This window comes from Pseudomonas sp. UTLPPB19802, from assembly GCF_059730225.1.
This window is the reverse complement of record NZ_AP048545.1, coordinates 144,127-166,157: the sequence shown is the minus strand read 5'-3', so window position 1 is coordinate 166,157 and position 22,031 is coordinate 144,127. Positions and strand designations below refer to the sequence as shown.

Annotated in this window: 19 protein-coding genes; 13 read left to right on the top strand and 6 right to left on the bottom strand. The window is 63.3% G+C overall.

Annotated elements, in window-relative coordinates; all coding sequences use genetic code 11:
* Nucleotides 1–52: 52 nt before the first annotated feature.
* A complete protein-coding gene (cytX, locus tag AC6I6U_RS00750) occupies nt 53–1,351 on the top strand; it encodes a putative hydroxymethylpyrimidine transporter CytX (protein ID WP_497880188.1) in 1,299 nt (432 codons plus the stop codon).
* On the opposite strand, the gene AC6I6U_RS00745 is transcribed toward cytX, so the two are convergent.
* Nucleotides 1,320–2,060, bottom strand: coding sequence for an RsiV family protein (locus AC6I6U_RS00745; protein WP_497880187.1), 741 nt, complete (start codon nt 2,058–2,060; stop codon nt 1,320–1,322). The two genes, cytX and AC6I6U_RS00745, sit on opposite strands and share 32 nt — an antisense overlap.
* A 209-nt stretch (nt 2,061–2,269) precedes the next feature.
* Here AC6I6U_RS00745 and AC6I6U_RS00740 point away from each other — a divergent pair, with 209 nt between their 5' ends.
* The 9 genes from AC6I6U_RS00740 (at nt 2,270) to AC6I6U_RS00700 (ending at nt 11,596) form a co-directional block, all read left to right on the top strand.
* Nucleotides 2,270–2,887: an NUDIX domain-containing protein gene (locus AC6I6U_RS00740; RefSeq protein WP_497880186.1), complete on the top strand. Its 618-nt coding sequence runs from the start codon at nt 2,270–2,272 to the stop codon at nt 2,885–2,887.
* Nucleotides 2,878–3,330, top strand: a complete 453-nt coding sequence (locus AC6I6U_RS00735; protein ID WP_497880185.1) for a DUF1249 domain-containing protein — start codon at nt 2,878–2,880, stop codon at nt 3,328–3,330. Before AC6I6U_RS00740 ends, AC6I6U_RS00735 begins: the two co-directional genes overlap by 10 nt.
* A 135-nt stretch (nt 3,331–3,465) precedes the next feature.
* Nucleotides 3,466–4,284: a 3',5'-cyclic-AMP phosphodiesterase gene (cpdA, locus tag AC6I6U_RS00730; RefSeq protein WP_497880184.1), complete on the top strand. Its 819-nt coding sequence runs from the start codon at nt 3,466–3,468 to the stop codon at nt 4,282–4,284.
* 104 nt (nt 4,285–4,388) lie between these two features.
* Complete coding sequence (locus AC6I6U_RS00725) at nt 4,389–4,997, top strand: YqiA/YcfP family alpha/beta fold hydrolase (RefSeq protein ID WP_497880183.1); 609 nt, start codon at nt 4,389–4,391, stop codon at nt 4,995–4,997.
* A 39-nt stretch (nt 4,998–5,036) separates the two neighbouring features.
* On the top strand, nt 5,037–6,941 hold the full coding sequence (parE, locus tag AC6I6U_RS00720) for a DNA topoisomerase IV subunit B (protein ID WP_497880182.1): 1,905 nt from the start codon (nt 5,037–5,039) through the stop codon (nt 6,939–6,941).
* Nucleotides 6,941–7,924, top strand: a complete 984-nt coding sequence (locus AC6I6U_RS00715) for an esterase-like activity of phytase family protein (RefSeq protein WP_497880181.1) — start codon at nt 6,941–6,943, stop codon at nt 7,922–7,924. The genes parE and AC6I6U_RS00715 overlap by 1 nt, the downstream gene beginning before the upstream one ends.
* On the top strand, nt 7,921–8,439 hold the full coding sequence (locus tag AC6I6U_RS00710; protein ID WP_497880180.1) for a retropepsin-like aspartic protease family protein: 519 nt from the start codon (nt 7,921–7,923) through the stop codon (nt 8,437–8,439). Before AC6I6U_RS00715 ends, AC6I6U_RS00710 begins: the two co-directional genes overlap by 4 nt.
* A gap of 10 nt (nt 8,440–8,449) precedes the next feature.
* Nucleotides 8,450–10,708, top strand: coding sequence for a DNA topoisomerase IV subunit A (gene parC, locus AC6I6U_RS00705; RefSeq protein ID WP_497880179.1), 2,259 nt, complete (start codon nt 8,450–8,452; stop codon nt 10,706–10,708).
* A 177-nt stretch (nt 10,709–10,885) separates the two neighbouring features.
* Nucleotides 10,886–11,596, top strand: coding sequence for a PqiC family protein (locus tag AC6I6U_RS00700; protein WP_497880178.1), 711 nt, complete (start codon nt 10,886–10,888; stop codon nt 11,594–11,596).
* A gap of 72 nt (nt 11,597–11,668) precedes the next feature.
* Here the strand turns inward: AC6I6U_RS00700 and AC6I6U_RS00695 are convergent, their stop codons facing one another.
* Nucleotides 11,669–13,207 carry an AhpA/YtjB family protein gene (locus AC6I6U_RS00695; protein ID WP_497880177.1) on the bottom strand — a complete coding sequence of 513 codons (1,539 nt, stop codon included), beginning with the start codon at nt 13,205–13,207 and terminating at the stop codon, nt 11,669–11,671.
* A 132-nt stretch (nt 13,208–13,339) separates the two neighbouring features.
* Here AC6I6U_RS00695 and serB point away from each other — a divergent pair, with 132 nt between their 5' ends.
* Nucleotides 13,340–14,551, top strand: coding sequence for a phosphoserine phosphatase SerB (serB, locus tag AC6I6U_RS00690; RefSeq protein ID WP_497880176.1), 1,212 nt, complete (start codon nt 13,340–13,342; stop codon nt 14,549–14,551).
* A gap of 60 nt (nt 14,552–14,611) precedes the next feature.
* Here serB and AC6I6U_RS00685 read toward each other — a convergent pair whose 3' ends face one another.
* The 4 genes from AC6I6U_RS00685 to AC6I6U_RS00670 all read right to left on the bottom strand — a co-directional run bounded on the left by AC6I6U_RS00685 (nt 14,612) and on the right by AC6I6U_RS00670 (nt 19,898).
* Nucleotides 14,612–16,417 (bottom strand): cyclic-di-GMP receptor FimW-related protein, encoded by a 1,806-nt coding sequence (locus tag AC6I6U_RS00685; protein ID WP_497880175.1) that lies wholly within the window; start codon nt 16,415–16,417, stop codon nt 14,612–14,614.
* A 198-nt stretch (nt 16,418–16,615) separates the two neighbouring features.
* Entirely contained in the window at nt 16,616–17,479 is an 864-nt protein-coding gene (gene asd / locus AC6I6U_RS00680) for an archaetidylserine decarboxylase (protein ID WP_497880174.1), read from the bottom strand.
* Nucleotides 17,480–17,497: 18 nt separating this feature from the next.
* Nucleotides 17,498–18,313 carry a rhodanese-like domain-containing protein gene (locus tag AC6I6U_RS00675; RefSeq protein WP_497880173.1) on the bottom strand — a complete coding sequence of 272 codons (816 nt, stop codon included), beginning with the start codon at nt 18,311–18,313 and terminating at the stop codon, nt 17,498–17,500.
* 43 nt (nt 18,314–18,356) lie between these two features.
* The gene (locus tag AC6I6U_RS00670; RefSeq protein WP_497880172.1) at nt 18,357–19,898 is read right to left on the bottom strand and encodes an HDOD domain-containing protein; all 1,542 of its coding nucleotides are present in this window, start codon (nt 19,896–19,898) and stop codon (nt 18,357–18,359) included.
* A 197-nt stretch (nt 19,899–20,095) separates the two neighbouring features.
* Here AC6I6U_RS00670 and motA point away from each other — a divergent pair, with 197 nt between their 5' ends.
* Together motA and motB are read left to right on the top strand one after the other, a co-directional pair.
* Nucleotides 20,096–20,947 (top strand): flagellar motor stator protein MotA, encoded by an 852-nt coding sequence (gene motA, locus AC6I6U_RS00665; RefSeq protein WP_497880171.1) that lies wholly within the window; start codon nt 20,096–20,098, stop codon nt 20,945–20,947.
* Between the two features lie 3 nt (nt 20,948–20,950).
* Complete coding sequence (gene motB, locus AC6I6U_RS00660; RefSeq protein WP_497880170.1) at nt 20,951–22,000, top strand: flagellar motor protein MotB; 1,050 nt, start codon at nt 20,951–20,953, stop codon at nt 21,998–22,000.
* The last annotated feature ends 31 nt before the right edge of the window (nt 22,001–22,031 follow it).

Below are 22,031 nucleotides of genomic sequence, written 5' to 3'. Positions count from 1 at the left end.
CGCGGGCCAGCCCGCTCGCCACAGGTCCGTTTACATTTGCGCTTCTCTTGAGATGACACCCTTGAAAACTCCCGGCACCTATTCCCCCGATGTCGCCGTCCCGCTCGACAAGCGCGTGTTCGGCGCGCGCGACCTGTTTTCCCTATGGTTCTCCCTCGGCATCGGCCTGATGGTGCTGCAGACCGGTGCCCTGCTGGCGCCGGGGCTGGGGCTGTCCGGCTCATTGCTGGCGATCCTGCTCGGCACGGCAGTCGGCGTGCTGCTGCTGGCAGCGGTCGGGGTGATCGGCAGCGATACCGGCCTGGCTTCCATGGCGGCGCTGAAACTGAGCCTCGGCCGGTACGGCGCGGGGCTCCCGGCGATCCTCAACCTGCTGCAACTGGTGGGCTGGGGTGCGTTCGAAATCATCGTCATGCGCGATGCCGCCAGCCTGCTCGCCACCCGAGCCTTCGGCGAGGGCAGTGCGCTGGTCAGCCCGTTGCTCTGGACCCTGCTGTTCGGTGCGCTGGCGACCTTGCTGGCGATCAGCGGGCCGCTGACGTTCGTGCGCCAGATCCTGCGCAAGTGGGGTATCTGGCTGTTGTTGGCGGCCTGCCTGTGGCTGACCTGGAATCTCTTCGCCCGGGCCGACCTCGCGGTACTGTGGGGCCAGACCGGCGATGGCTCGATGGCGTTTGCCGTGGGTTTCGATATTGCGATTGCCATGCCGTTGTCGTGGCTGCCGCTGATCGCCGACTACTCGCGATTCGGCAAGCGTGCCCAGAGCGTCTTCGGCGGCACCGCGTTGGGCTTCTTTATCGGCAACCTCTGGCTGATGAGCCTTGGCGTGGCCTACACCCTGGCCTTCGCGCCAAGCGGCGAGGTCAATGCCCTCCTGCTGGCCCTGGCGGGGGCCGGGTTGGGGATTCCGTTGCTGCTGATCCTGCTCGACGAGTCGGAGAACGCCTTTGCCGATATCCACTCGGCGGCGGTTTCCAGTGGGATTCTGTTGCCATTGAAAGTCGAATGGCTGGCGCTTGCCATTGGCGTGCTCTGCACCCTGATCGCCTGCTTTGCGCCACTGGCGCAGTACCAGAACTTCCTGCTGCTGATCGGTTCGGTGTTCGCGCCGCTGTTCGGTGTGGTGCTGGCCGACCATTTCATTCTGCGCCGCCGAGGTGTCCGGGTGTCGCCGTCAGCCTTGCGCTGGCCGGCCCTGCTGGCCTGGCTGGGCGGCATCGGCACCTACCACCTGTTGGCCAACCTCTATCCCGAACTCGGAGCAACCCTGCCGTCGCTGTTGCTGGCAGGGCTGTTGCAGTGCCTGCTGGGCAAACTCTTCACTTATGGGCAGGGAACCGCTCGGGCTTGAGAATGCCGTTGAGGCGCGAGTAGTCGATCTTCAGCTCGATCACGCCCAGGGCGTAGGGGGCGATGGTCGTCACGTTGTACTTGAGCATTACACCGTCGCTGGTCAGGGCGACGTTTGGGGTTTTCTGGAAGGGCCAGGTGCGGATGAAGTCCTGGTCCGCCCGGTTGTTGATCTGCCAGCTGTTGTGGGCGACCTTGACCAGTTTCCAGAACGCCTCTTCCTGGCCCGGTAGCAGCATGTCCTGCAGGGCCAGGGCCTTGTGGTCCGCGCGGGACCAGTTGATGTAGCTGCGCTCCGGCGTGCCCTGGGGAGTGCCGTTGTCCAGGTAGCTGATCAGCTCGATGATCACCAAGCCGTCATGCTGTTCGAGTACCTTCGACTGCAGGTAGCTGGCCTGACGGCTGGCGGCGGTGGCGAGGAACTGGTCCTGGTAGTTCTTTAGCGATGTCGGCTGCGGCGCCCCGGGTGCGGCGGGCGGCATTTGCAACAGGCGCCGCTCGATCAGGCTGTCCAGTTGCGGTTCGCTCGGGAAGTGCAGGATGTCGATGTTCACCAGCGGGCAGTCCGGGTCGTTGCAGCCTGGCTTGACCTGTTCCCAGGCATCGCGCTTGAACTCCAGCGGTTTCTGCGTGGCGGGTTGGAGCAGGCTCTGGCAGGCGCCCAGGGTCAGGGCGATGCAGGTCAGCGAGGCGATTTTTAAAAACGACATGTACGTCCTTCGTCAGCGAAAGGTAGGCCAGGGAGATCGTGCTTTGACTGTCAGCGGCGTGGTCGGTTCGCCACTACGCTAATTAGAGTAGGTTTCAGGGGCAGCCGTCTATCCCGGCGATGGGAAAGTGGCTGCACCGGCGGGCATTGGCGCGTTAGGATGGCGCGAAGTCGAGGAGGAGCCTCGCCGTTACAGCAAAGAGGATCAGCATGACCGACATCAGCAAGTCCACTCCGACGAACGTCGAGATCATCCGGCGGGAGAACTGCTTCAAGGGGTTCTACCGGCTCGATCGCCTGCACCTGCGCCACGAGCTTTTCGCCGGCGGCATGGGCAAGGAGATCAATCGCGAGGTGTTCGTGCGCCATGATGCGGTGTGTGTCCTGCCTTACGATGCGCGGCGTGATGAGGTAGTACTGCTGGAGCAGTTCCGGGTCGGTGCGATGGGCAAGACCGAGAACCCCTGGATGGTCGAGCTGGTTGCCGGTCTGATCGACAAGGACGAGCAGCCGGAAGAGGTTGCTCATCGCGAGGCGCAGGAGGAAGCTGATCTCGAACTGCAGGCGCTCTGGCCGATCACCCGGTACTTTCCGTCGCCTGGCGGTAGCAACGAATTCGTTCACCTCTATCTGGGGCGTTGCCAGACCGAGGGGGCCGGCGGCCTGTACGGACTGGTAGAGGAGAGCGAGGACATCCGGGCAACGGTCTGGTCTTTCGATGATGCGCTGCAGGCCGTGCGCGATGGGCGGATCATCAATGCGGCTTCGATCATCGCCCTGCAATGGCTGGCCTTGAATCGCACCGAAGTGAGGGGCTTATGGTCTTGAGTCTGTTGCGCGAGCGTTATCGGGTCGACCTGGCCGGGCTGCAGGCCGCCTGCGAGGCGAACTATGCCCGGCTGATGCGATTGCTGCCCGAAATGCGCGACCAGCAGCGTGCCCGCCGGATTGCCGTGACCCAGGGCGACCAGATGCTGGGCGTACTCGCCCTGGAGGTGTTGCAGGATTGTCCCTACACCACCACCCTGCTGGTCCGCCAGGAACATAGCCTGCCGTGGTTGCCGGTGCCGGAGTTGCAGGTGCAGGTCTACCACGATGCGCGCATGGCCGAGGTGATCAGCGCCGAACATGCACGACGTTTCCGCAGTATCTACCCGTACCCGAATGCGGCCATGCACCAGCCGGACGAAAAAGCCCAGCTCAACGTGTTCCTCGGCGAGTGGCTGAGCCACTGCCTGGCTTGCGGCCATGAATTCGAGGCCGTGCGTTAGGTTGTATCTGGCTAAATGTGAACTGTGCCCGTTTCAGCCATTTCCTCTTTGCAAGTTCCCTGACCATAATTGCGCGCAACGCGGTTTGAACGAATCGGTTAAAACCTGTCCAGCCAGCAATCCCGGGAGAGCGCCTTGTCGAGCGTAGCCACTCAATCGACCACCACGGATTCGGTGCTGTTGATCCAGCTGTCCGATAGCCATCTGTTCGCCGAGGCGGACGGTACGCTGTTGGGGATGAATACCCGCGACAGTCTGCAACGGGTGATCGACTGTGTCCTGGCCGAGCAGCCGCATATCGACCTGGTACTGGCCAGTGGCGATCTTTCCCAGGACGGTACGCTGGAGTCCTACCAGCGCTTTCGCCAGATGAGCGCACATATTCCGGCGCCGGCCCGATGGTTTCCCGGCAACCACGATGAGCTGCGCGAAATGGCCCTGGCGGCTGGCGACAGCGACTTGCTGCAGCCGGTGGTGGATATCGGCAACTGGCGCGTGACGCTGCTCGACTCTGCCGTACCGGGCTCGGTGCCGGGGTTTCTGGAGGAAGGGCAGTTGCAGTTGCTGGCCAGCTCCCTGAGCGAAGCCCCGGATCGCCATCACCTGGTCTGCTTCCATCACCATCCGGTGTCCATCCAGTGTGCCTGGATGGAGCCGATCGGCTTGCGCAATCCACAGGCGCTGTTCGCTGTGCTGGAACGTTTTCCCCAAGTGCGGGCGTTGCTCTGGGGCCATATTCACCAGGAGTTCGACCAGCAGCATCAGGGGCTGCGCCTGCTGGCATCGCCCTCGACCTGCATCCAGTTCGCGCCGGGCAGTGAAGATTTCAAGCTCGACGACAAGGCCCCCGGCTATCGCTGGCTGCGCCTGCACCCGGATGGACGGCTGGAGACCGGCATATCGCGGGTTGAGGGCTTCGAGTCGACCGTCGACTATGGCGGCACCGGTTACTGAACTTCCCCAAAAACCGTAGGAAATCTCTCAGGACGAGTCATGGCCCCGGACTCAGGCTAAACTGCGCGTCTTTGCCCGCGTGCTGGCGCCTGGAGAGCGATGACATGTCCGGTTCTATCCTGTATATCCACGGCTTCAACAGCTCGCCCGAGTCGAAGAAGGCCACCCAACTGATGGCGGTGATGGCGAGCCTGGGGCTGGCCGGGCAACTGCGGGTCCCGACCTTGCATCATCACCCGCGCCAGGCAATGGCCCAGCTCGAGGCCGCCATCGCCGAACTCGGACGTCCGCTGCTGGTCGGCAGCTCGCTCGGCGGCTACTATGCCACTCACTTGGCCGAACGCCATGGCCTGAAGGCCCTGCTGGTCAACCCGGCGGTCAGCCCGCACCGGATGTTCGACGGCTTTCTCGGCCCGCAGCAGAACCTCTACAGCGGCGAAACCTGGGAACTGACCCTGGACCACGTGACGGCCCTGGCCGCGCTGGAAGTACCGCCGCCCCAGGACCCGCAGCGGTATCAGGTATGGTTGCAAACAGCCGATGAAACCCTTGATTATCGCGCCGCGCAACAGTATTACCGGGCGTGTGCCTTGCGTATCCAGGCAGGCGGCGACCATGGCTTCCAGGGCTTTGCCCGACAATTGCCGGCGTTGCTCAGCTTTGCCGGCATCGGTGCCGATAAGTACCAAACGATCGATTTCTCTGCACTTTGAGAATGACCCCTATTCATAGACGACTGATGACGAGACCCCATGGCCACTCCCAGCGCTAGCTCCTATAACGCAGACGCCATCGAAGTCCTCTCGGGCCTCGACCCGGTGCGTAAACGTCCGGGCATGTACACCGACACCAGTCGGCCGAACCATCTCGCCCAGGAAGTCATCGACAACAGTGTCGACGAAGCCCTGGCCGGCCACGCCAAGTCGGTGCAGGTCATCCTGCATGCCGACCACTCCCTGGAAGTCTGCGACGACGGCCGTGGCATGCCGGTGGACATCCACCCGGAAGAGGGTGTGTCCGGTGTCGAACTGATCCTGACCAAGCTGCACGCCGGCGGCAAGTTCTCCAACAAGAACTACCAGTTCTCCGGCGGCCTGCATGGCGTGGGTATCTCCGTGGTCAACGCCTTGTCGACCCAGGTGCGGGTCAAGGTCAAGCGTGACGGCAACGAGTACCAGATGACCTTTGCCGACGGCTTCAAGGCCACCGAGCTGGAAGTGGTTGGCAGCGTCGGCAAGCGCAACACCGGGACCAGCGTGTATTTCTCGCCGGACCCGAAGTATTTCGATTCGCCGAAGTTCTCCATCAGCCGCCTCAAGCATGTGCTCAAGGCCAAGGCGGTGCTGTGTCCGGGGCTGTTGGTCAGCTTCGAGGACAAGGGCACCGGCGAGAAGGTCGAGTGGCATTACGAGGACGGCCTGCGTTCCTACCTGGTGGATTCGGTCAGCGAATTCGAGCGTCTGCCCAACGAGCCGTTCTGCGGCAGCCTGGCCGGTAACAAGGAGGCGGTCGACTGGGCCTTGCTGTGGCTGCCGGAAGGCGGCGACAGCATCCAGGAAAGCTACGTCAACCTGATCCCGACCGCCCAGGGCGGTACCCATGTCAACGGCCTGCGCCAGGGCCTGCTCGATGCCATGCGCGAGTTCTGCGAGTTCCGCAGCCTGCTGCCACGCGGCGTGAAGCTGGCACCGGAAGACGTCTGGGAGCGGATTGCCTTCGTCCTGTCGATGAAGATGCAGGAGCCGCAGTTCTCCGGGCAGACCAAGGAACGCCTGTCGTCCCGTGAAGCCGCCGCGTTCGTTTCTGGCGTGGTCAAGGATGCCTTCAGCTTGTGGCTCAACGCCAATCCCGAGCTGGGCATGCAACTGGCCGAACTGGCGATCAACAACGCTGGCCGCCGCCTGAAGGCAAGCAAGAAGGTCGAGCGCAAACGCGTTACCCAGGGCCCGGCCCTGCCGGGCAAGCTGGCCGACTGCGCCGGACAGGATCCGATGCGTGCCGAGCTGTTTCTGGTCGAGGGTGACTCTGCCGGTGGTTCGGCCAAGCAGGCGCGAGACAAGGAGTTCCAGGCGATCCTGCCGCTGCGCGGGAAGATCCTCAACACCTGGGAAGTCGATGGCGGTGAAGTGCTCGCCAGCCAGGAAGTGCACAATATCGCGGTGGCCGTCGGCGTCGATCCCGGCGCGGCGGACCTTAGCCAACTGCGCTACGGCAAGATCTGCATCCTCGCCGACGCCGACTCTGACGGCCTGCACATCGCGACCTTGCTGTGTGCCTTGTTCGTCCAGCATTTCCGGCCGCTGGTGGATGCCGGTCACGTCTATGTGGCGATGCCGCCGCTGTATCGGATCGACCTCGGCAAGGAGATTTTCTACGCGCTGGATGACGCCGAGCGTGATGGCATCCTTGACCGCCTGGTGGCCGAGAAGAAACGCGGCAAACCGCAGGTCACCCGATTCAAGGGCCTGGGTGAAATGAACCCGCCGCAATTGCGTGAAACCACCATGGACCCCAACACCCGGCGACTGGTGCAGCTGACCCTGGATGATTTCGAAGCCACGGCGGAAATCATGGACATGCTGCTGGCGAAGAAACGCGCCGGTGACCGCAAGACCTGGCTGGAGTCCAAGGGCAACCTGGCCGAGGTGCTGGTCTGATGCGCAGAGCCCTCGCGGCGCTGTTGCTGTTGGTTGCGTGGCCGGCGCTCGCCGACTCGGTACCGGAGCTCAAGCTGTTGTCCGAGCATCCGGTCGAGGGCATGCACGGTGGCAACCTGTCCGGGTTGGCGCTGTGTGGCCAGGAGCTGTGGACGATTTCGGATCGCGACGACGACCTGCTCTATCGACTGGATACCTCGAGTCGCGTCTGGAAGGCCGAAGGCGTGCACCTCGAAGTTCCGCCGGCGCCCGACAGCGGTCTGTCCTGGGGCCTGCGGCTGAAGGCCTGGGCGGCTTCGTTCATTCGCGGCGGGGTATTGGATTTCGAGGGCGTCAGCTGCGATGACGCGGGCAACCGCTATATCGTCAGCGAAGCCCATGCTGCCGTGCTGAAAGTGCCGCCAAACGGTGCGCCGCAGTGGCTGGCAATTTCCCCAAGGCTGGTCAGTGAGGCTCGGGAAAATGGCATGTTGCTGCACTTCAACGCCGTGTTCGAAGGCCTGGCAGTCAGCCCTGGAGGTGATCGCCTGTGGCTGGCGGCCGAGCGCGAGCGACGTGGCTTGCTGCTGCTCAAGCGGCAACCGGCACAGTGGGATTGCGAGGGCAACTGCGTGCTGCTCAGTGAAGACGGCAACGAGATGCAGCCGCCGCAGTTCCCGAACGCCAAGGCAGTGACTCGCGACTTCGCCGACCTGTCGCTGTTCGACGGCAAGCTGTTTACCCTGGAACGCAACGCCTATCGGGTTTGCCGCCGCGATGCAGGCAGTGGTGCGGTCGAGCGTTGCTGGTCGTTTGCCGCCGAGGCCCTGACCGAGCCGCGCCGTTATCCGCAGAACTACGGCCTGGCCGAAGCCCTGGTGGTCGACGCCGATGGCGCCTGGATCGGTCTGGACAACAACGACGGCGCCCGCGCCGACGGTGAGGCTCGGCCGATCGTCTGGCGCTTTGCCGCGCCGGATGGCGGCTGGAGCGCCCGACCATGAGCCAGCAGCCCGGGCAGCGCGCCGGTCGCGTGCTGATGATCATGGCCTGGTGTGCCGGACTGTTTCTCGCCACGCGATTTTTCGGCCAGTGGGAGGATCGCCAGGAAAACCCCAATAGCGTCGTCACCTCGCAACAGGGCGAGGGTTATATAGAGGTCCGCCTGGCCGGGAACGGCCACGGGCATTTTGTCGCCAATGGCCTGATCAATGGGGCGCCGGTGCAGTTCATGCTCGACACTGGCGCTACCGATGTGGCGATTCCAGCCCCGCTGGCCGATCGCCTGGGGCTGGCGAGAGGTTCGCCGGTCACCCTGGACACCGCCAACGGGCGAGCCGAGGGCTATCGAACCCGGCTCGACAGCGTGCAACTGGGCGATATCCTCCTGCGGGATGTGCGGGCCCTGGTGGCGCCGGGCCTGGATGGCGAGCAGGTATTGTTGGGCATGAGCGCTTTGAAACAACTTGAATTCACCCAGCGTGGCGGCACCTTGCTGCTGCGCCAGACTACGAACTGATGAGGCCCGCATGAGCGAATCCCTTGATCTCAGCCTGGATGGCGTAGAACGCCGGTCATTGGCTGACTTCACCGAACAGGCCTACCTCAACTACTCCATGTACGTGATCATGGACCGTGCACTGCCGCACATCGGCGATGGCCTCAAGCCAGTGCAACGGCGGATCGTCTATGCCATGAGTGAGCTGGGGCTGGATGCCGACGCCAAGCACAAGAAGTCCGCGCGGACCGTCGGTGACGTGCTCGGCAAGTTCCACCCCCACGGTGACTCGGCCTGCTACGAAGCCATGGTGCTGATGGCGCAGCCGTTCAGCTACCGCTACACCTTGGTCGACGGCCAGGGTAACTGGGGCGCGCCGGATGATCCGAAATCCTTCGCGGCCATGCGCTACACCGAATCGCGGTTGTCGCGTTATTCCGAAGTGCTGCTCAGCGAGTTGGGCCAGGGCACCGCGGACTGGGTGCCGAACTTCGACGGTACCCTGCAAGAGCCTGCGGTGTTGCCGGCACGCTTGCCGAACATCCTGCTCAATGGCACCACCGGTATCGCCGTGGGCATGGCTACCGACGTACCGCCGCATAACCTGCGGGAAGTCGCCAACGCCTGCGTGCACCTGCTGGACGATCCCAAGGCTACGGTCGAGGAATTGTGCAAGTTCGTGCCTGGCCCGGACTATCCGACCGAGGCGGAAATCATCACGCCCCAGGCCGACCTGCTGAAGATCTACGAGACCGGACGTGGTTCGGTACGCATGCGCGCGGTCTACCGCGTCGAGGACGGCGATATCGTCGTGCATGCATTGCCCCACCAGGTTTCCGGAGCCAAGGTGCTGGAGCAGATTGCTGCCCAGATGCAGGCCAAGAAGCTGCCGATGGTCGCCGACCTGCGCGATGAGTCCGACCACGAGCATCCCTGCCGGATCGTGATCATCCCGCGTTCGAACCGGGTCGACCCCGAAGAGCTGATGCAGCACCTGTTCGCTACCACCGACCTGGAGTCCAGCTACCGGGTCAACGTCAATATCATTGGCCTGGACGGCAAGCCGCAACTGAAGAACCTGCGTTCTTTGCTGCTGGAATGGCTGGAGTTCCGGGTCAACACTGTCCGGCGCCGCCTGAAATTCCGCCTGGACAAGGTCGAAAAGCGCCTCCATCTGTTGGACGGCTTGCTGATCGCCTACCTCAACCTGGATGAAGTGATCCATATCATCCGTACCGAGGAGCATCCGCGTGCCAAGCTGATCGAACGTTTCGCCCTCAGCGAGATCCAGGCCGACTACATTCTCGACACCCGCCTGCGCCAGTTGGCGCGGCTGGAAGAGATGAAGCTGCGCGGCGAGCAGGACGAGCTGCTCAAGGAACAGGCCAAGCTGCAAGCGCTGCTGGCCAGCGAAGCCAAGCTGAAGAAACTGGTGCGCAGCGAGCTGCTCGCCGATGCGAAAACCTATGGCGACGACCGTCGTTCACCGATCGTTGCCCGGGCTGAAGCCAAGGCGCTGTCGGAAAACGAGCTGATGCCCACTGAGCCGGTAACGGTCGTTCTGTCGGAAAAAGGTTGGGTTCGCTGTGCAAAAGGTCATGATATTGACGCCACCGGCTTGTCCTATAAAGCGGGCGATGGCTTCAAGACTGCGGCAGCCGGGCGTTCCAACCAGTTTGCGGTGTTCATCGACTCCACCGGGCGCAGCTATTCGGTGGCGGCCCACACGCTGCCGTCGGCGCGTGGCCAGGGTGAACCGCTGACCGGTCGTCTGACGCCGCCGCCGGGTGCCAGCTTCGAATGCGTGCTGTTGCCCGAGGACGAAGCGCTGTATGTGATCGCCTCCGATGCGGGCTACGGGTTCGTGGTCAAGGGTGAGGATCTGCAGGCCAAGAACAAGGCGGGCAAGACGTTGTTGAGCCTGCCCAACGGTTCCAGGGTGATGGCGCCACGGCCGGTGACCGATCGTGAGCAGAACTGGCTGGCGGCAGTCACTACCGAAGGTCGCCTGCTGATCTTCAAGATCAGCGACCTGCCACAGCTGGGCAAGGGCAAGGGTAACAAGATCATTGGCGTTCCCGGCGAGCGGGTTGCCAGTCGCGAAGAATACGTCAGCGATCTTGCCGTGCTGCCGGAAGGTGCGACGTTGGTTTTGCAGGCCGGCAAGCGTACCTTGTCACTCAAGGCCGATGATCTGGAACACTACAAGGGCGAGCGCGGTCGCCGGGGCAACAAACTGCCACGCGGCTTCCAGCGAGTCGACGCGTTGCTGGTAGAAATTGGCAACTAGTGCGGTTTAGCGCGCTTGTCCTGGTTTTTTCGTGCAGGATCGGCGCGGCACTACTGGAGTCATGGCGCATATTCACGGATGATATGCGCCTCTTGGGCGGCTGTATGGCAGAACGCCCAAAACGAATTTTCTGGATCAGACTGTGGCCTGCCCAATGGTGGCCACTTGGATGGGATGATGACTGTTCTGCGCCTTCCTTTAATGTTGCTGCTCTCCGGCGTGCTCGGTTTGGCCGGCTGCAGCGTTCACCAACCGGTTTCCTTGTATCAATTGGATAGTGGCACGCCGGGCCAGCCTCAACAAAGTACCGGTATGTTCGTGGTGCTGGGTCCTGTTTCCCTGGCTGACTACCTGCAGCGCGAAACCCTGCTGCAGCGCCAGCCAGATGGCAGCCTGACAGCAGCGACCGATGGTCGTTGGGCGGGCAGCCTGTCTTCGGATATCAACCAGCTGCTGGTGCGGCAACTGGCATGGCGACTGGACAGCCAGCGCGTCGTGCTGTCGCCGGCGACGGCGGGCGCTACACCGGATGTGCAGGTGCTGCTGTCGATTACCCGGTTGGATTCCGGTACCAAGCAGCCAGCGATCCTCGATGCCCAATGGCGCCTGCTGGATCGTCGCGGCCAAGTCCGGGACAACCGTATCGTTCACCTGGAACAGCAGCATGCCGGTACTTCGGCGGCACAGGTCCAGGCCCAGGGCGAACTGCTGCAGCGCCTGGCTGAGCAGTTGAGCGTGGCGCTCAAGCCGCTCGCCAACCAGCCACCGGTTGCCGAGGTTCGCACCAAGCCGGCGGCACCAGCGCCGACCAAGCAGGCCGAGCCGGAAAAACCGAAGATCCCGATGGCCACGCCGATTCGTACGGATATGGAAGTGTTCCGCTTCTGAGGTGGTCGCCAGACAACAAAAAGCCCGCATTCGTTGCGGGCTTTTTGTTGTCTGGCCTATGGCGAGAACCGATTACTTGCTGCTTTCGTGCATCCGCGCCAGTTGGCGTTCGAGCATCGATGGATAGGGCTCCATCAGTCGTTCCACGCAGCAGGCGCCTTCGGGGCTGGCGATTGGCCGGATACGAGCCCGCTGGCGAATCAGCGGGTCGTCGCTGATCTGCCGCTCAACCAGCAGCAGGTTGCGGCTGTGTTGCGACAGCGCCAGGGCGTCCTGGGCGGTTTCGGTCAGCAGCAGGTCGATCTGGCTGATGCCGAACAGCTCGTCGCCGAGGGTCAGGCCCAGTTGTAGTTGCAAGGTGATACCACTGTCGGCGACTTCGATCTGCAACTGATGGCCCAGCGCCCTGAGCAGCTCGCCGCAGCAGATGGCATTGGTCAGGTAGTCGTCGCCGCTGTCTTCAGTGTGGAACAGCATCAGTGTGCTGCCGTCATTCAGGGTGTGCAGCTCGCTCTGGTAGAGTGAGGCGGCCTGGTCGAGGCAGTCGCGATAGCGCTCCAGCAACTCGGTCAGGCGGGCCCGTGGCAGGCGGCGCAATTGGTCCTGGGCACCAAGCTGTACGGCAAGTACGGCACTGTGCTGGGGTTGTGCGGGGGTGACCTGCTTCGCCACGGCGCCTGTCGAGCCTTGTGGGCTCTCGCGCAGATCGGCAAAGGGGTCTTCGTCGTCCAGTTCCAATTCAGCGTCTACCGGGCGGGGAGCCTGGCGGGCTGGCGGCTTGGCTGGCGCGGCCACTGTGCCGGTGTCGAAACTTGGATCACGCAGATTGCGAACCTGGAAACCTTGTCCGACGGGCTCATCTTCCTCGTAGTCGCTATCGTCGTAGTCGATTTCCGGCTCTGGCTCGGGCTCCAGTTTCGCCGGGGCAAAGCGCGAGTGCAACTGGCGGGCAAGATCGCCGATCTCGTCCTGGCGTCGGGTGGCCGGGGTATGTTCGTCCATGTCCCGCAGCCAGACCCGCAGTTGCAGCAGCGGTGTCGAGATATGCCGGCCCAGCCGCAGGCTCAGGGCCAGCGCCAGTGCCAGCAGGATGGCGCTGAGGATACCCATGCTCTGCAGGCTGATGGTCATCGGCTGCTGGAACTGGGCCATGTCCAGGCTGATTCGCAGGTTGCCGGCGGTCACATCCTGGAAGGTGATCTTGGTCTGGTAGACACCTTCGGTCTCGCCCAGCAGGCCGCTTTTCGGGCGCTGGCCGGCTTCGGCGAGGATGCGGTTGTCGACGCTATAGATTGCCGCGTGGGCCACCAGCGGATTTTTCGTCAGGTTGTTGAGCAGCACGTTGAGGCTGAGGATGTCGTTGGACACCAGCAGCTCGGTCGCCGACGTGGCGGTCTGGGTGGTCAGGCTCTGGCCAAGGGCGTCGGCCTGCTGGTGCATGGCTTCCTTGAACTGCAGACCCATCACGCAGGCGTAGATGACCAACGCCAGCGCGACGAGAATCACGTTGTGGCTGGCAATGCGTAATGCAATCGGTACCCGGCGGTGACGCAGTGCCCGGAAGATCAGCAGGAAGAAATTATCGTTTTTGACTGGCGTGGGCCGGTTCACTGAGCGCGGCTCTTTTGTCCGTGAAGTTGACGCGCAGTATAGCGACAGGCCCTAGACCGGCAAAGCGCTGGCGGTGCCGATGGTCACTGAAAGTGGGTAGAATGCGACTTTTTTAACGAACGGGGGTGCGCTTTGCGCGAAATCGTCCTGATTAACATCACCGGTGGAGACCGTCCGGGTCTCACCGCAGCCATTACCGGCGTGCTGGCGCAAGGTGGTGTGAACATTCTCGACATCGGTCAGGCGGTTATCCACGACACCCTGTCGTTCGGCATCCTGGTCGAGGTTCCCGGTGGCGAGCAGTCGCCGGTACTCCAGGAGGTGCTGTCCACGGCCAGTGGCCTGGGCCAGCAGGTGCGGTTTACTGCCGTGTCGGAAGCCGACTACCGGCATTGGGTCGACAGCGAGGGCAAGGACCGTCATATCGTCACCGTGTTGAGTCGCAAGATCACCGCCGAGCAGTTGCAGCAGGTCAGTGCGGTCACCGCGCGCCACGGGCTGAACATCGAGCGTATCGACCGCCTGTCGGCGCGCCTGCCGCTGGACGTACCGACCGGCCTGACCAAGGCCTGCGTCGAGTTTTCGGTACTGGGAGAGGCGGCCGACCCGCAGGCACTGCGTGCCGAGTTCCTCGGCCTGGCCCAGGAACTGAACATCGATGTCGCTTTCCAGGAAGACTCGCTGTTCCGCCGCAATCGGCGCCTGGCGGTGTTCGACATGGATTCCACGCTGATCGAGGCCGAAGTCATCGACGAACTGGCCAAGGCCGCGGGTGTCGGCGAGCAGGTCTCGGCGATCACCGAGCGTTCGATGGCGGGGGAGTTGGATTTCCGGGCCAGCTTCAAGGAGCGCCTGGCGCTGCTCAAGGGCCTGGATGTCAGCGTTCTCGATTCGATTGGCGCCTCGCTGCGCCTGACCGAGGGGGCCGAGATACTCTTCGCCGAACTCAAACGCCTGGGCTACAAGACCGCAATCCTGTCGGGTGGCTTCACCTACTTTGCACGGCAGGTGCAGGCGAAGCTGGGGATCGACTACGTGTTCGCCAACGAGCTGGAAGTGGTTGATGGCAAGTGCACCGGTGTGGCGGTCGAGCCTATCGTCGATGCCCAGCGCAAGGCCGACCTGCTGCGCGAATTGGCGGCCAAGGAAGGCTTGAGCCTGGAGCAGACCATTGCCGTGGGTGACGGTGCCAATGACTTGCCGATGCTGGGCGTTGCCGGTCTGGGCGTGGCATTCCGCGCCAAGCCGCTGGTGCGCAAGTCGGCCAGGCAAGTGATTTCAACGCTCGGGCTGGATGGTGTGCTGTACCTGCTGGGCCTGCCGGATCGCCACGGGCGCAACTGACCCGCTGTCTGTCGGTGCCGGGCCTGTTCGCGGACAGGCCCGCTCCTGCAGAATCCTCTCCTAGAGCGTCTTCCACAGTGAGCCGAAGTCTTCCTCGGGAGCGGCTGCACCGCCTGCCGACGCATCGTTCCTCACCGCTGTCGGCTGCTCGAACAGTCGGTACTCGAACTGATTGAAGCTGCCGGTACTGGCCTTTCGGGTATTCAGTCCGGCCCGACGCTCCTCGCCGTTGGTGTTGATCATCACCTTGTGGCCTTCCTGGAACGGCAGTCGCGGGGCCAGCAGGGTGGCGGGGATGCCTATGGCGCTGATTTCCGGCAACAGCAGGGCACGCAGGTACTGACTGTTTTCCTCGCTGTTGCGCACCAGTTGCAGGCCGCAAGGCTGGGCATGCGGGGCGATCAGTTCGATGCCCATCTGTGTTCCACCACTGCGTACCTGGCGAATCCAGCGGACCACGGCGACACTCCAGCCTTGGGAGGCCGGGTCCTGGATGCCGACCAGTTCTCCCGCCTGCAACTGGCTGGGGACTTCCCGTGGCCAGGCCAGGCAATATCCGCCAGGGCTGTGGTTGATGATCTGCAGGGGGAAAGTCGGAAAGTCGTCGGCGCTGTTGGCCGCCGCCTGGCTGACGTCGGCCTCCGTCGGATGGTACTGGATCTCTTCGTAGGGCAGCAGCGTATCGGCGCTGCCATGGCGCTCGGCATCGAAAGCGAGGGTCCAGCTGTCTTTCTCCGTGCTGTTGGCCAACTGGGCGGTGAAGTGCGCCGTGCGGCTGGCAGCGGGGCGATTGAGAATTTCGCTGAAGGGGCGTTGGCCGCCCAGGTAGAAGTGCAGCGCACTCATGCCGATGCACAGCGTCAACGAGCCTTGTCCCGGCGTGCGCTGGAAGCTGCGCTCGGCGGCTTCGCCCCAGGCTGCGCACAGGTGTTGCAGGGTATCCAGGCTCAGGCCTCCGGGGACCAGCAGGCGTGACTGGCTGCGCTGCTCGGCAGGCAGTTCGAGATATTCCTTCAGTGCCTCGACCAGAGGCAGAGTGTTGATGCCCATCAGGCTCGGCAGCTGCTCGACGGCAAACAGCGACGTATAGCGTGGTGGTGCGTCCGCGCCGGGCGCCACGGCAAACAGGCTCGATGACTGGCTGGCATCCTGCAGCTTGACCCGGGCACTCCAGGGCTCGAGGACTTCGGCCAGCCGGGCAATATTGTTCTGGCGCATCTGGTTGCAGCGCGAGCAGCCCAGCAGCAGGGCAACGACATAGGTCTGCTCGATGGTCAGTGCCTGGGTCTGGCTGGCCAGTTCGTCACGCACCGGATGATTCTGTACCTGGTGGGCAATCGCGAGCTGGTACAGCTGGTGCACTTCGAGCCACAGGCCCTCCGGCACCGGGCAATACAGCTGGCTGGCACGAATCAGTGGGCCGTTGAGGCAGTGCAGGGCGCGTTGTATGGCCATGGTCATCAGCCCGGCGCGTTCCTTGCTGAAGCGGGAGGCGACGCGCATCGCAATCTGTTTGTAGCCGATTGCCAGGTGATTCTGCAGGGCCTGGCAGAGATTGGCGACCTTGCGTGGACGCTCGTCGAGTACGACGGACTGATTGAGGAAGTGCCGCTCCAGATGCTTGCAGACGTAATACACCTCGGGGCGTATCAATTCGAGCAACTGCAGGCGGTTTTCGCTGGGCGTGAGCAACTGGTTGAGTTCGCCAAGCCCCTGGTACAGCAGGCGCGCAGTTTCTCCGAGGTTGGCTTTCGGTAGTTCGGCGATCCAGCGTCTCAGGTCACGCGGTGTTCCATCGCAGAAGGACAGGCTCGACTGCGTGGGCGTCGGCGCGCGCAATAATAGATGGGGGCTTGGACTGCTCATCTAACGGGCCAACTCCAGCAAGGAAAACGTGCATCATCCATCGGTGAGGTGACAAAAAATTGGTGGCAATATAATGCCACGACTCTAGCAGCAATACGGTACAGCTGCATCCTTGTCCCGCGGATCGGCTTGCGACCGATTGTCCGTGGTCTGGCCTCGCGGGCTCGAACGGATTCGACCCGCGAGGCCATCAGCGTATCAGGCGTTCCGTGGCAGGCCCAGACCCTGGCCCATGGCCACGGTCGAACCGGCGGCCAGGCTTTCGGCCCATTTCACCTGGTCGGGGCCAAACAGCACGATGGCTGTCGAGCCGAGTTTGAAGCGTCCGAGTTCGGCGCCTTTTTCCAGATGGATCGGCGCGCGGGCCGCTTCATCGTAGCGGAAGGTTTTCAGTTCGCGCTTGGGTGGCGTCACCAGGCCGGCCCAGACGGTTTCGACCGAGGCGACGATCATCGCTCCGACCAGCACCACGGCCATCGGCCCGCGCTCGGTATCGAACAGGCAGACGACGCGCTCGTTGCGGGCGAACAGTTCCGGGACGTTCTCGGCGGTGGTCTGGTTGACCGAGAAAAGGCGGCCTGGCACGTAGACCATCTCGCGCAGGGTGCCGGCCAGCGGCATGTGCACGCGGTGGTAGTCCTTGGGCGACAGGTAGATGGTGGCGAACTCGCCGCCCATGAACGGCGCGGCGAGTGCCGCGTCACCGCCCAGCAGTTCAAGGGCGCTGAAGCTGTGGCCCTTGGCCTGGAAGATCCGGCCGTGCTCAATCGGGCCGAGTTGGCTGACAGCGCCGTCGGCCGGGCAGAGGATCGCTCCCGGCGTCGGGTCGAGTGGCCGGGCTCCATCTTTCAGGGCGCGGGTGAAGAAGGCGTTGAAGTGCTCGTAGGCGGTCAGGTCCTCGACCAGGGCCTGGGACATGTCCACCTGGTAGCGCTTGGCGAACCAGGCGGTGAAGGCGTTCTTGAACCATCGCACACGGCACTCGGCAATGCAGCCGGCCAGGCGTGACAGCAGGTGGTGGGGCAGCAGGTACTGGCTGAGGATAAACAAACTCTTTTTCATCAAGGGTCCTTGTGAATCTCAAATCTCTACAGGGGTGTCGGGGTGGTTGCCCCATTCGCCCCAGGAGCCGGCGTAGCCCTTGACGCGCGGATAACCGAGCGCCTTGGCTACCAGATAGGTGAAGCCGGAGCGGTGGTGGGTCTGGCAATGGGTGATCACTTCCTTGTCTGGAGTGATGCCCAGTTCGTCGAGGATCGCTGGCATATCCTTGCGAATGCGCAGGCTGCGTGCCTTGTCCATGCCGGCGGTCCATTCGAAGTTGACGGCGCCGGGGATGTGTCCGCCCTTGGCTGCCAGGACCTTCTCGCCGGAGTACTCCAGAGGACCGCGAGCGTCCCAGATCGCCAGGTCGGGCGCGCCCAGGCGCGACTGCAGGTAGTCGCGAGTGGCGGTCGGCGCTTCGTGCAGGGTCAGCGCGACTGGGCCACCGGCTGGCGCCGGGATGTCCTCGGACACCGCCAGGCCTTCGTCCAGCCACGCCAACAGGCCGCCGTCGAGGTAGTGATAGCGGCCATGGCCAATGACGTCCAGCAGCCAGATGAAGCGTCCGGCCCAGCCGCCGCCCTCGTCGTCGTAGACCACGTAGACCGCATCCGGGTTGTGGCCCAGTTCGCCGAACAGCGCTTCGAGCGCCTCCTTCGAAGGCATCAGCCCCGGCGCTGGCGGCTGGCCAAACTGGGTGCGCTTGGGGTCGACGAAGCGGGCGCCGGGTATATGTCCTGCGCCATAGCGGGCGCTGCTGGTCAGGTCCACCAGGATCAGCCCGGGGGTGTCGAGGCGCGGCAGCAGGTCGCTGGGCTCGATCACCAATGGCAAGCCAGAGAAGTCAGGCATGTGGAGTCTCCTGGACGCAAAGGGGAGGATTGTAGCGCAAGCTTCAGGTGCTGCGGTTGGTAAAGGCGTGCAGGGCCTTTTCGATGCATTGCACGGTTTTGCCGAAGGCCTGCACGGTGATCTCCGAGAACGGTGAGCCCTCCTGGTCGGCCAGCACCACCATCACCACCCGGCCGTTGTTGCTCAGCGAGCGCAGCAGCAGGTGCTCGGCGGGCAGGAATTGCGCCCGCAGGCTGTTGGGCAACAAGGCCTGGAACTGCGGGGCGTTTTCCGGTGACAGGCGTACCTGCGCTGGCTGGCTCATCAGGCGTTGCAGCAAAGTGCTCTGGGCCACCTGCAGGGTAAGGTTGTGTGCCTCTGGCGGCAGGCCGGCAGTCTGGTGCACCCGCAGGGCAGTGCGGCTGCGGTCGGTCATCAGGATCATCACCCGGCGCAGGCCACAGGCCGCCAGCGCGTCGCGGGCCACGGTGGTCAGGTGCATGGCGTTGGTGAACGGACTGGGTTCGGCCAACAATTGCGCGCAGTGCTTGCGCCACAGGCCCATTGCCTCGGCAGTGGGGGCGGCGGCCGGTTGCAGGTCGGCGTGCACGCGGCGGACATGCCAGGGCCAGATCAGTGCTTCGGCCGGGTGCCACAGGTCTTGCATCGCGTGCTGGTTGGCGCTCTGGGCTGCCTGTTGGTGGACCTGCTGCTGCACCTCGCTCATCGACTGCTGCAGATACAGGCTCGACAGGTACTGCCAGCGCAGGCAATGCGGGCTGTCCCAGGCTTGTTGCGCCGCCAGGGCCAGGCCGTTGGCAAGCAATACGGTATTGGCCGGCTGGTTCAGCCAGCGCCGCAGTTCCGGGTCGGCATCCAGTTGCTGTTGCTGGTGCAGGGGGTTGTCGCTGTCGCGGGCGATATGCAGGGCCTGGACGAGGGTCTTGCGTTCGTTCAAGAGCAATTGATAACCCTGGGTCACCCATACCGGCAGGCGCCAGAGCTCGGCCATGGCCTGGCACAGCTCCAGCAGGCGGACGCCGAACAGCTCCCGTTCGACCTTGGCAGCCGGCTCGTGCTTGTGCACTACGCGCAGTTCCCAGGCCTGGAGCAGCTTGGGGTGGGTCAGGGCCAATGGCCAGAGCGGTGCGAGGAACAGCAGGCTGCCCCAGTGGATGTCCTGCCAGAGCCTGGCCAGACGTGCGGCGAACAGGCCGCTGGCCTGTTGGCTGGCATGCTGGCTGATCAGTTGCAGTTGTCGCAGGGCAATCGGGATATCTTCCGGCAGCCTTGCCGGCAGGCGCTCGAGCAGTTCCTCGGTGCGCTTGAGGCCGAGGCGATTGATCGCGATCTCGAGATTTTCGGCCGCCTCGGCCATGCTGCCGTGGGTGTGATGGTTGGCCTCGCAGATCACGCTCAATGCCAGGGCCGGGCTATCCTGCATGAGTTCGGCAATATCGCGCAGCGAGCTGCGGCTGTCGCGGATGGCTCGGCAGACGCGGTCGTGACTGTCCTGCGGGACGGGCAGGCGCACAGCCTGCAGCAGCTTGGTCCAGCCTTGCAGGGTTTTTGGTCTTGCACTGGACACAGCCGTTTCATTCGTCATGATTAAGCGTGATCATCACCGTTGGTGCGCCCGGTTGGGCCTCTGGCGGCACTGCTGCGCAGGCCATGCGCTGCCGGTTTTCTGGCTTTTCGCCTGAACTGGCTATAGTCTGGCGCAGTTTTGCCGATAAGTAGAAGAAGAGATTTACTAACTTCCGAATATGACCTTGAACCCGACTCAACAAGTACTCTCATTCTATGGCTAAAATCATCGGCATCATTGTCGTATTCGCGAGCGTCCTCGGCGGGTACGTGCTCTCCCACGGCAAGATTGCCGCCCTTATCCAGCCTTTCGAGGTGATGATCATCGGTGGTGCGGCCCTGGGCGCTTTCCTGCAATCGAACCCCGGCTACATGACCATGCACGTGTTCAAGAAATCCTTGGGCATGTTCGGTTCGCGCTTCAGCCACGCCTTCTATATGGAAGTGCTCGGCCTGATCTACGAAATTCTCAACAAGAGCCGCCGCGAAGGCATGATGGCGATCGAGGGTGATATCGAGGATGCCGCGGCCAGCCCGATCTTCGCCAAGTACCCTGCGGTACTCAAGGACGAGCGCATGACCGCATTCGTCTGCGACTACCTGCGCATCATGTCCTCGGGCAACATGGCTCCCCACGAGCTGGAAGGCCTGTTCGACATGGAACTGTTGAGCATGAAGGAAGAGCTCGAGCATCCGTCCCATGCGGTCACCGGCATTGCCGACGGTATGCCCGGCTTCGGTATCGTCGCGGCGGTACTGGGTATCGTGGTGACCATGGCATCCCTGGGCGATGGCGACCAGAAGGCCATCGGCATGCACGTAGGTGCGGCACTGGTAGGTACCTTCTTCGGTATTCTCGCGGCCTACGGCTTTTTCGGCCCGCTGGCACAATCCCTGGCCCATGATGCCAAGGAAGAGCTGAACGTCTACGAGGCGATCAAGGCCTCCCTGGTGGCCTCGGCTTCCGGCATGCCGCCATCGCTGGCGGTGGAGTTCGGGCGCAAGGTTCTCTATCCGAAGCATCGGCCGAGCTTCGCCGAGCTGGAACAAGCGGTTCGCGGTCGCTGAGTCATGGAAAATAATCAGCCGATCATCATCAAGCGCGTCAAGCGCTTTGGCGGCGGGCACCATGGCGGTGCCTGGAAAATCGCCTTCGCCGACTTCGCGACGGCGATGATGGCGTTCTTCCTGGTGTTGTGGCTGTTATCCACTGCAACCCCGGAACAGAAGATCGCCATCGCCGGCTACTTCAAGGACCCGATCGGTTTCTCCGAGAGCGGCACGCCCTACATCATCGATCTCGGCGGCTCGCCGACGCTGGCGCCGGACAAGACGCTCAACCCGGAAGTGAAGTCGCAGCCGCAGCCTGACAAGGTCACTGTCGACACCGACCAGGTCGAGGGCATGGCCGAACAGGTCGAGAAGGAGCGCCTGGAGTTGTTGCTGCAGGAATTGCAGAACAAGGTCGACGAAAGCCCGCAACTGCAGAAGTTCAAGGACCAGATCCTGTTCGAGATCACTCCGGACGGCTTGCGCATCCAGATCATGGACGCGGAAAACCGGCCAATGTTCGACTCTGGCAGCGCGCGCCTGAAACCCTACTTCGAGGACATCCTGCTGGCGATGGCCGACACCATCAAGGCGGTGCCGAACAAGGTCAGTATCAGCGGCCATACCGATGCCAAGCCGTATTCGGGCACCGGCGATTTCGGCAACTGGGAACTGTCGGCCAACCGTGCCAACGCCGCACGTCGGGCGCTGGTGGCAGGCAGTTATCCGGATTCGCAGGTGGCGCGGGTGGTGGGTTATGCCTCGTCGGCGCTGTTCGACAAGGCCGATCCATTCAACCCGGTCAACCGTCGCATCGATATCGTGGTGCTGACCAAGAAGGCCCAGAAGGCCATCGAGGGCGAGCAGGGCGCGGATGAGGCCAAACCGGATGCCAACGCACCGGCGACCCCGGGTGCGCCTGGTGCTTCGAGCGCCGCGCCAGCCGATCCGAATGCGCTGCCGGCGGACAAGCAGCCGCTGCCGGCCCACGAGGTTCGGCAACGCTTGAACATCTTCGAGGACGGCGTGTTGAAGATGGACGAGACGGGCAAGCCCAGAACCGGTTCCTGAACCGAGCGAAAAGGCCGCGATTATCGCGGCC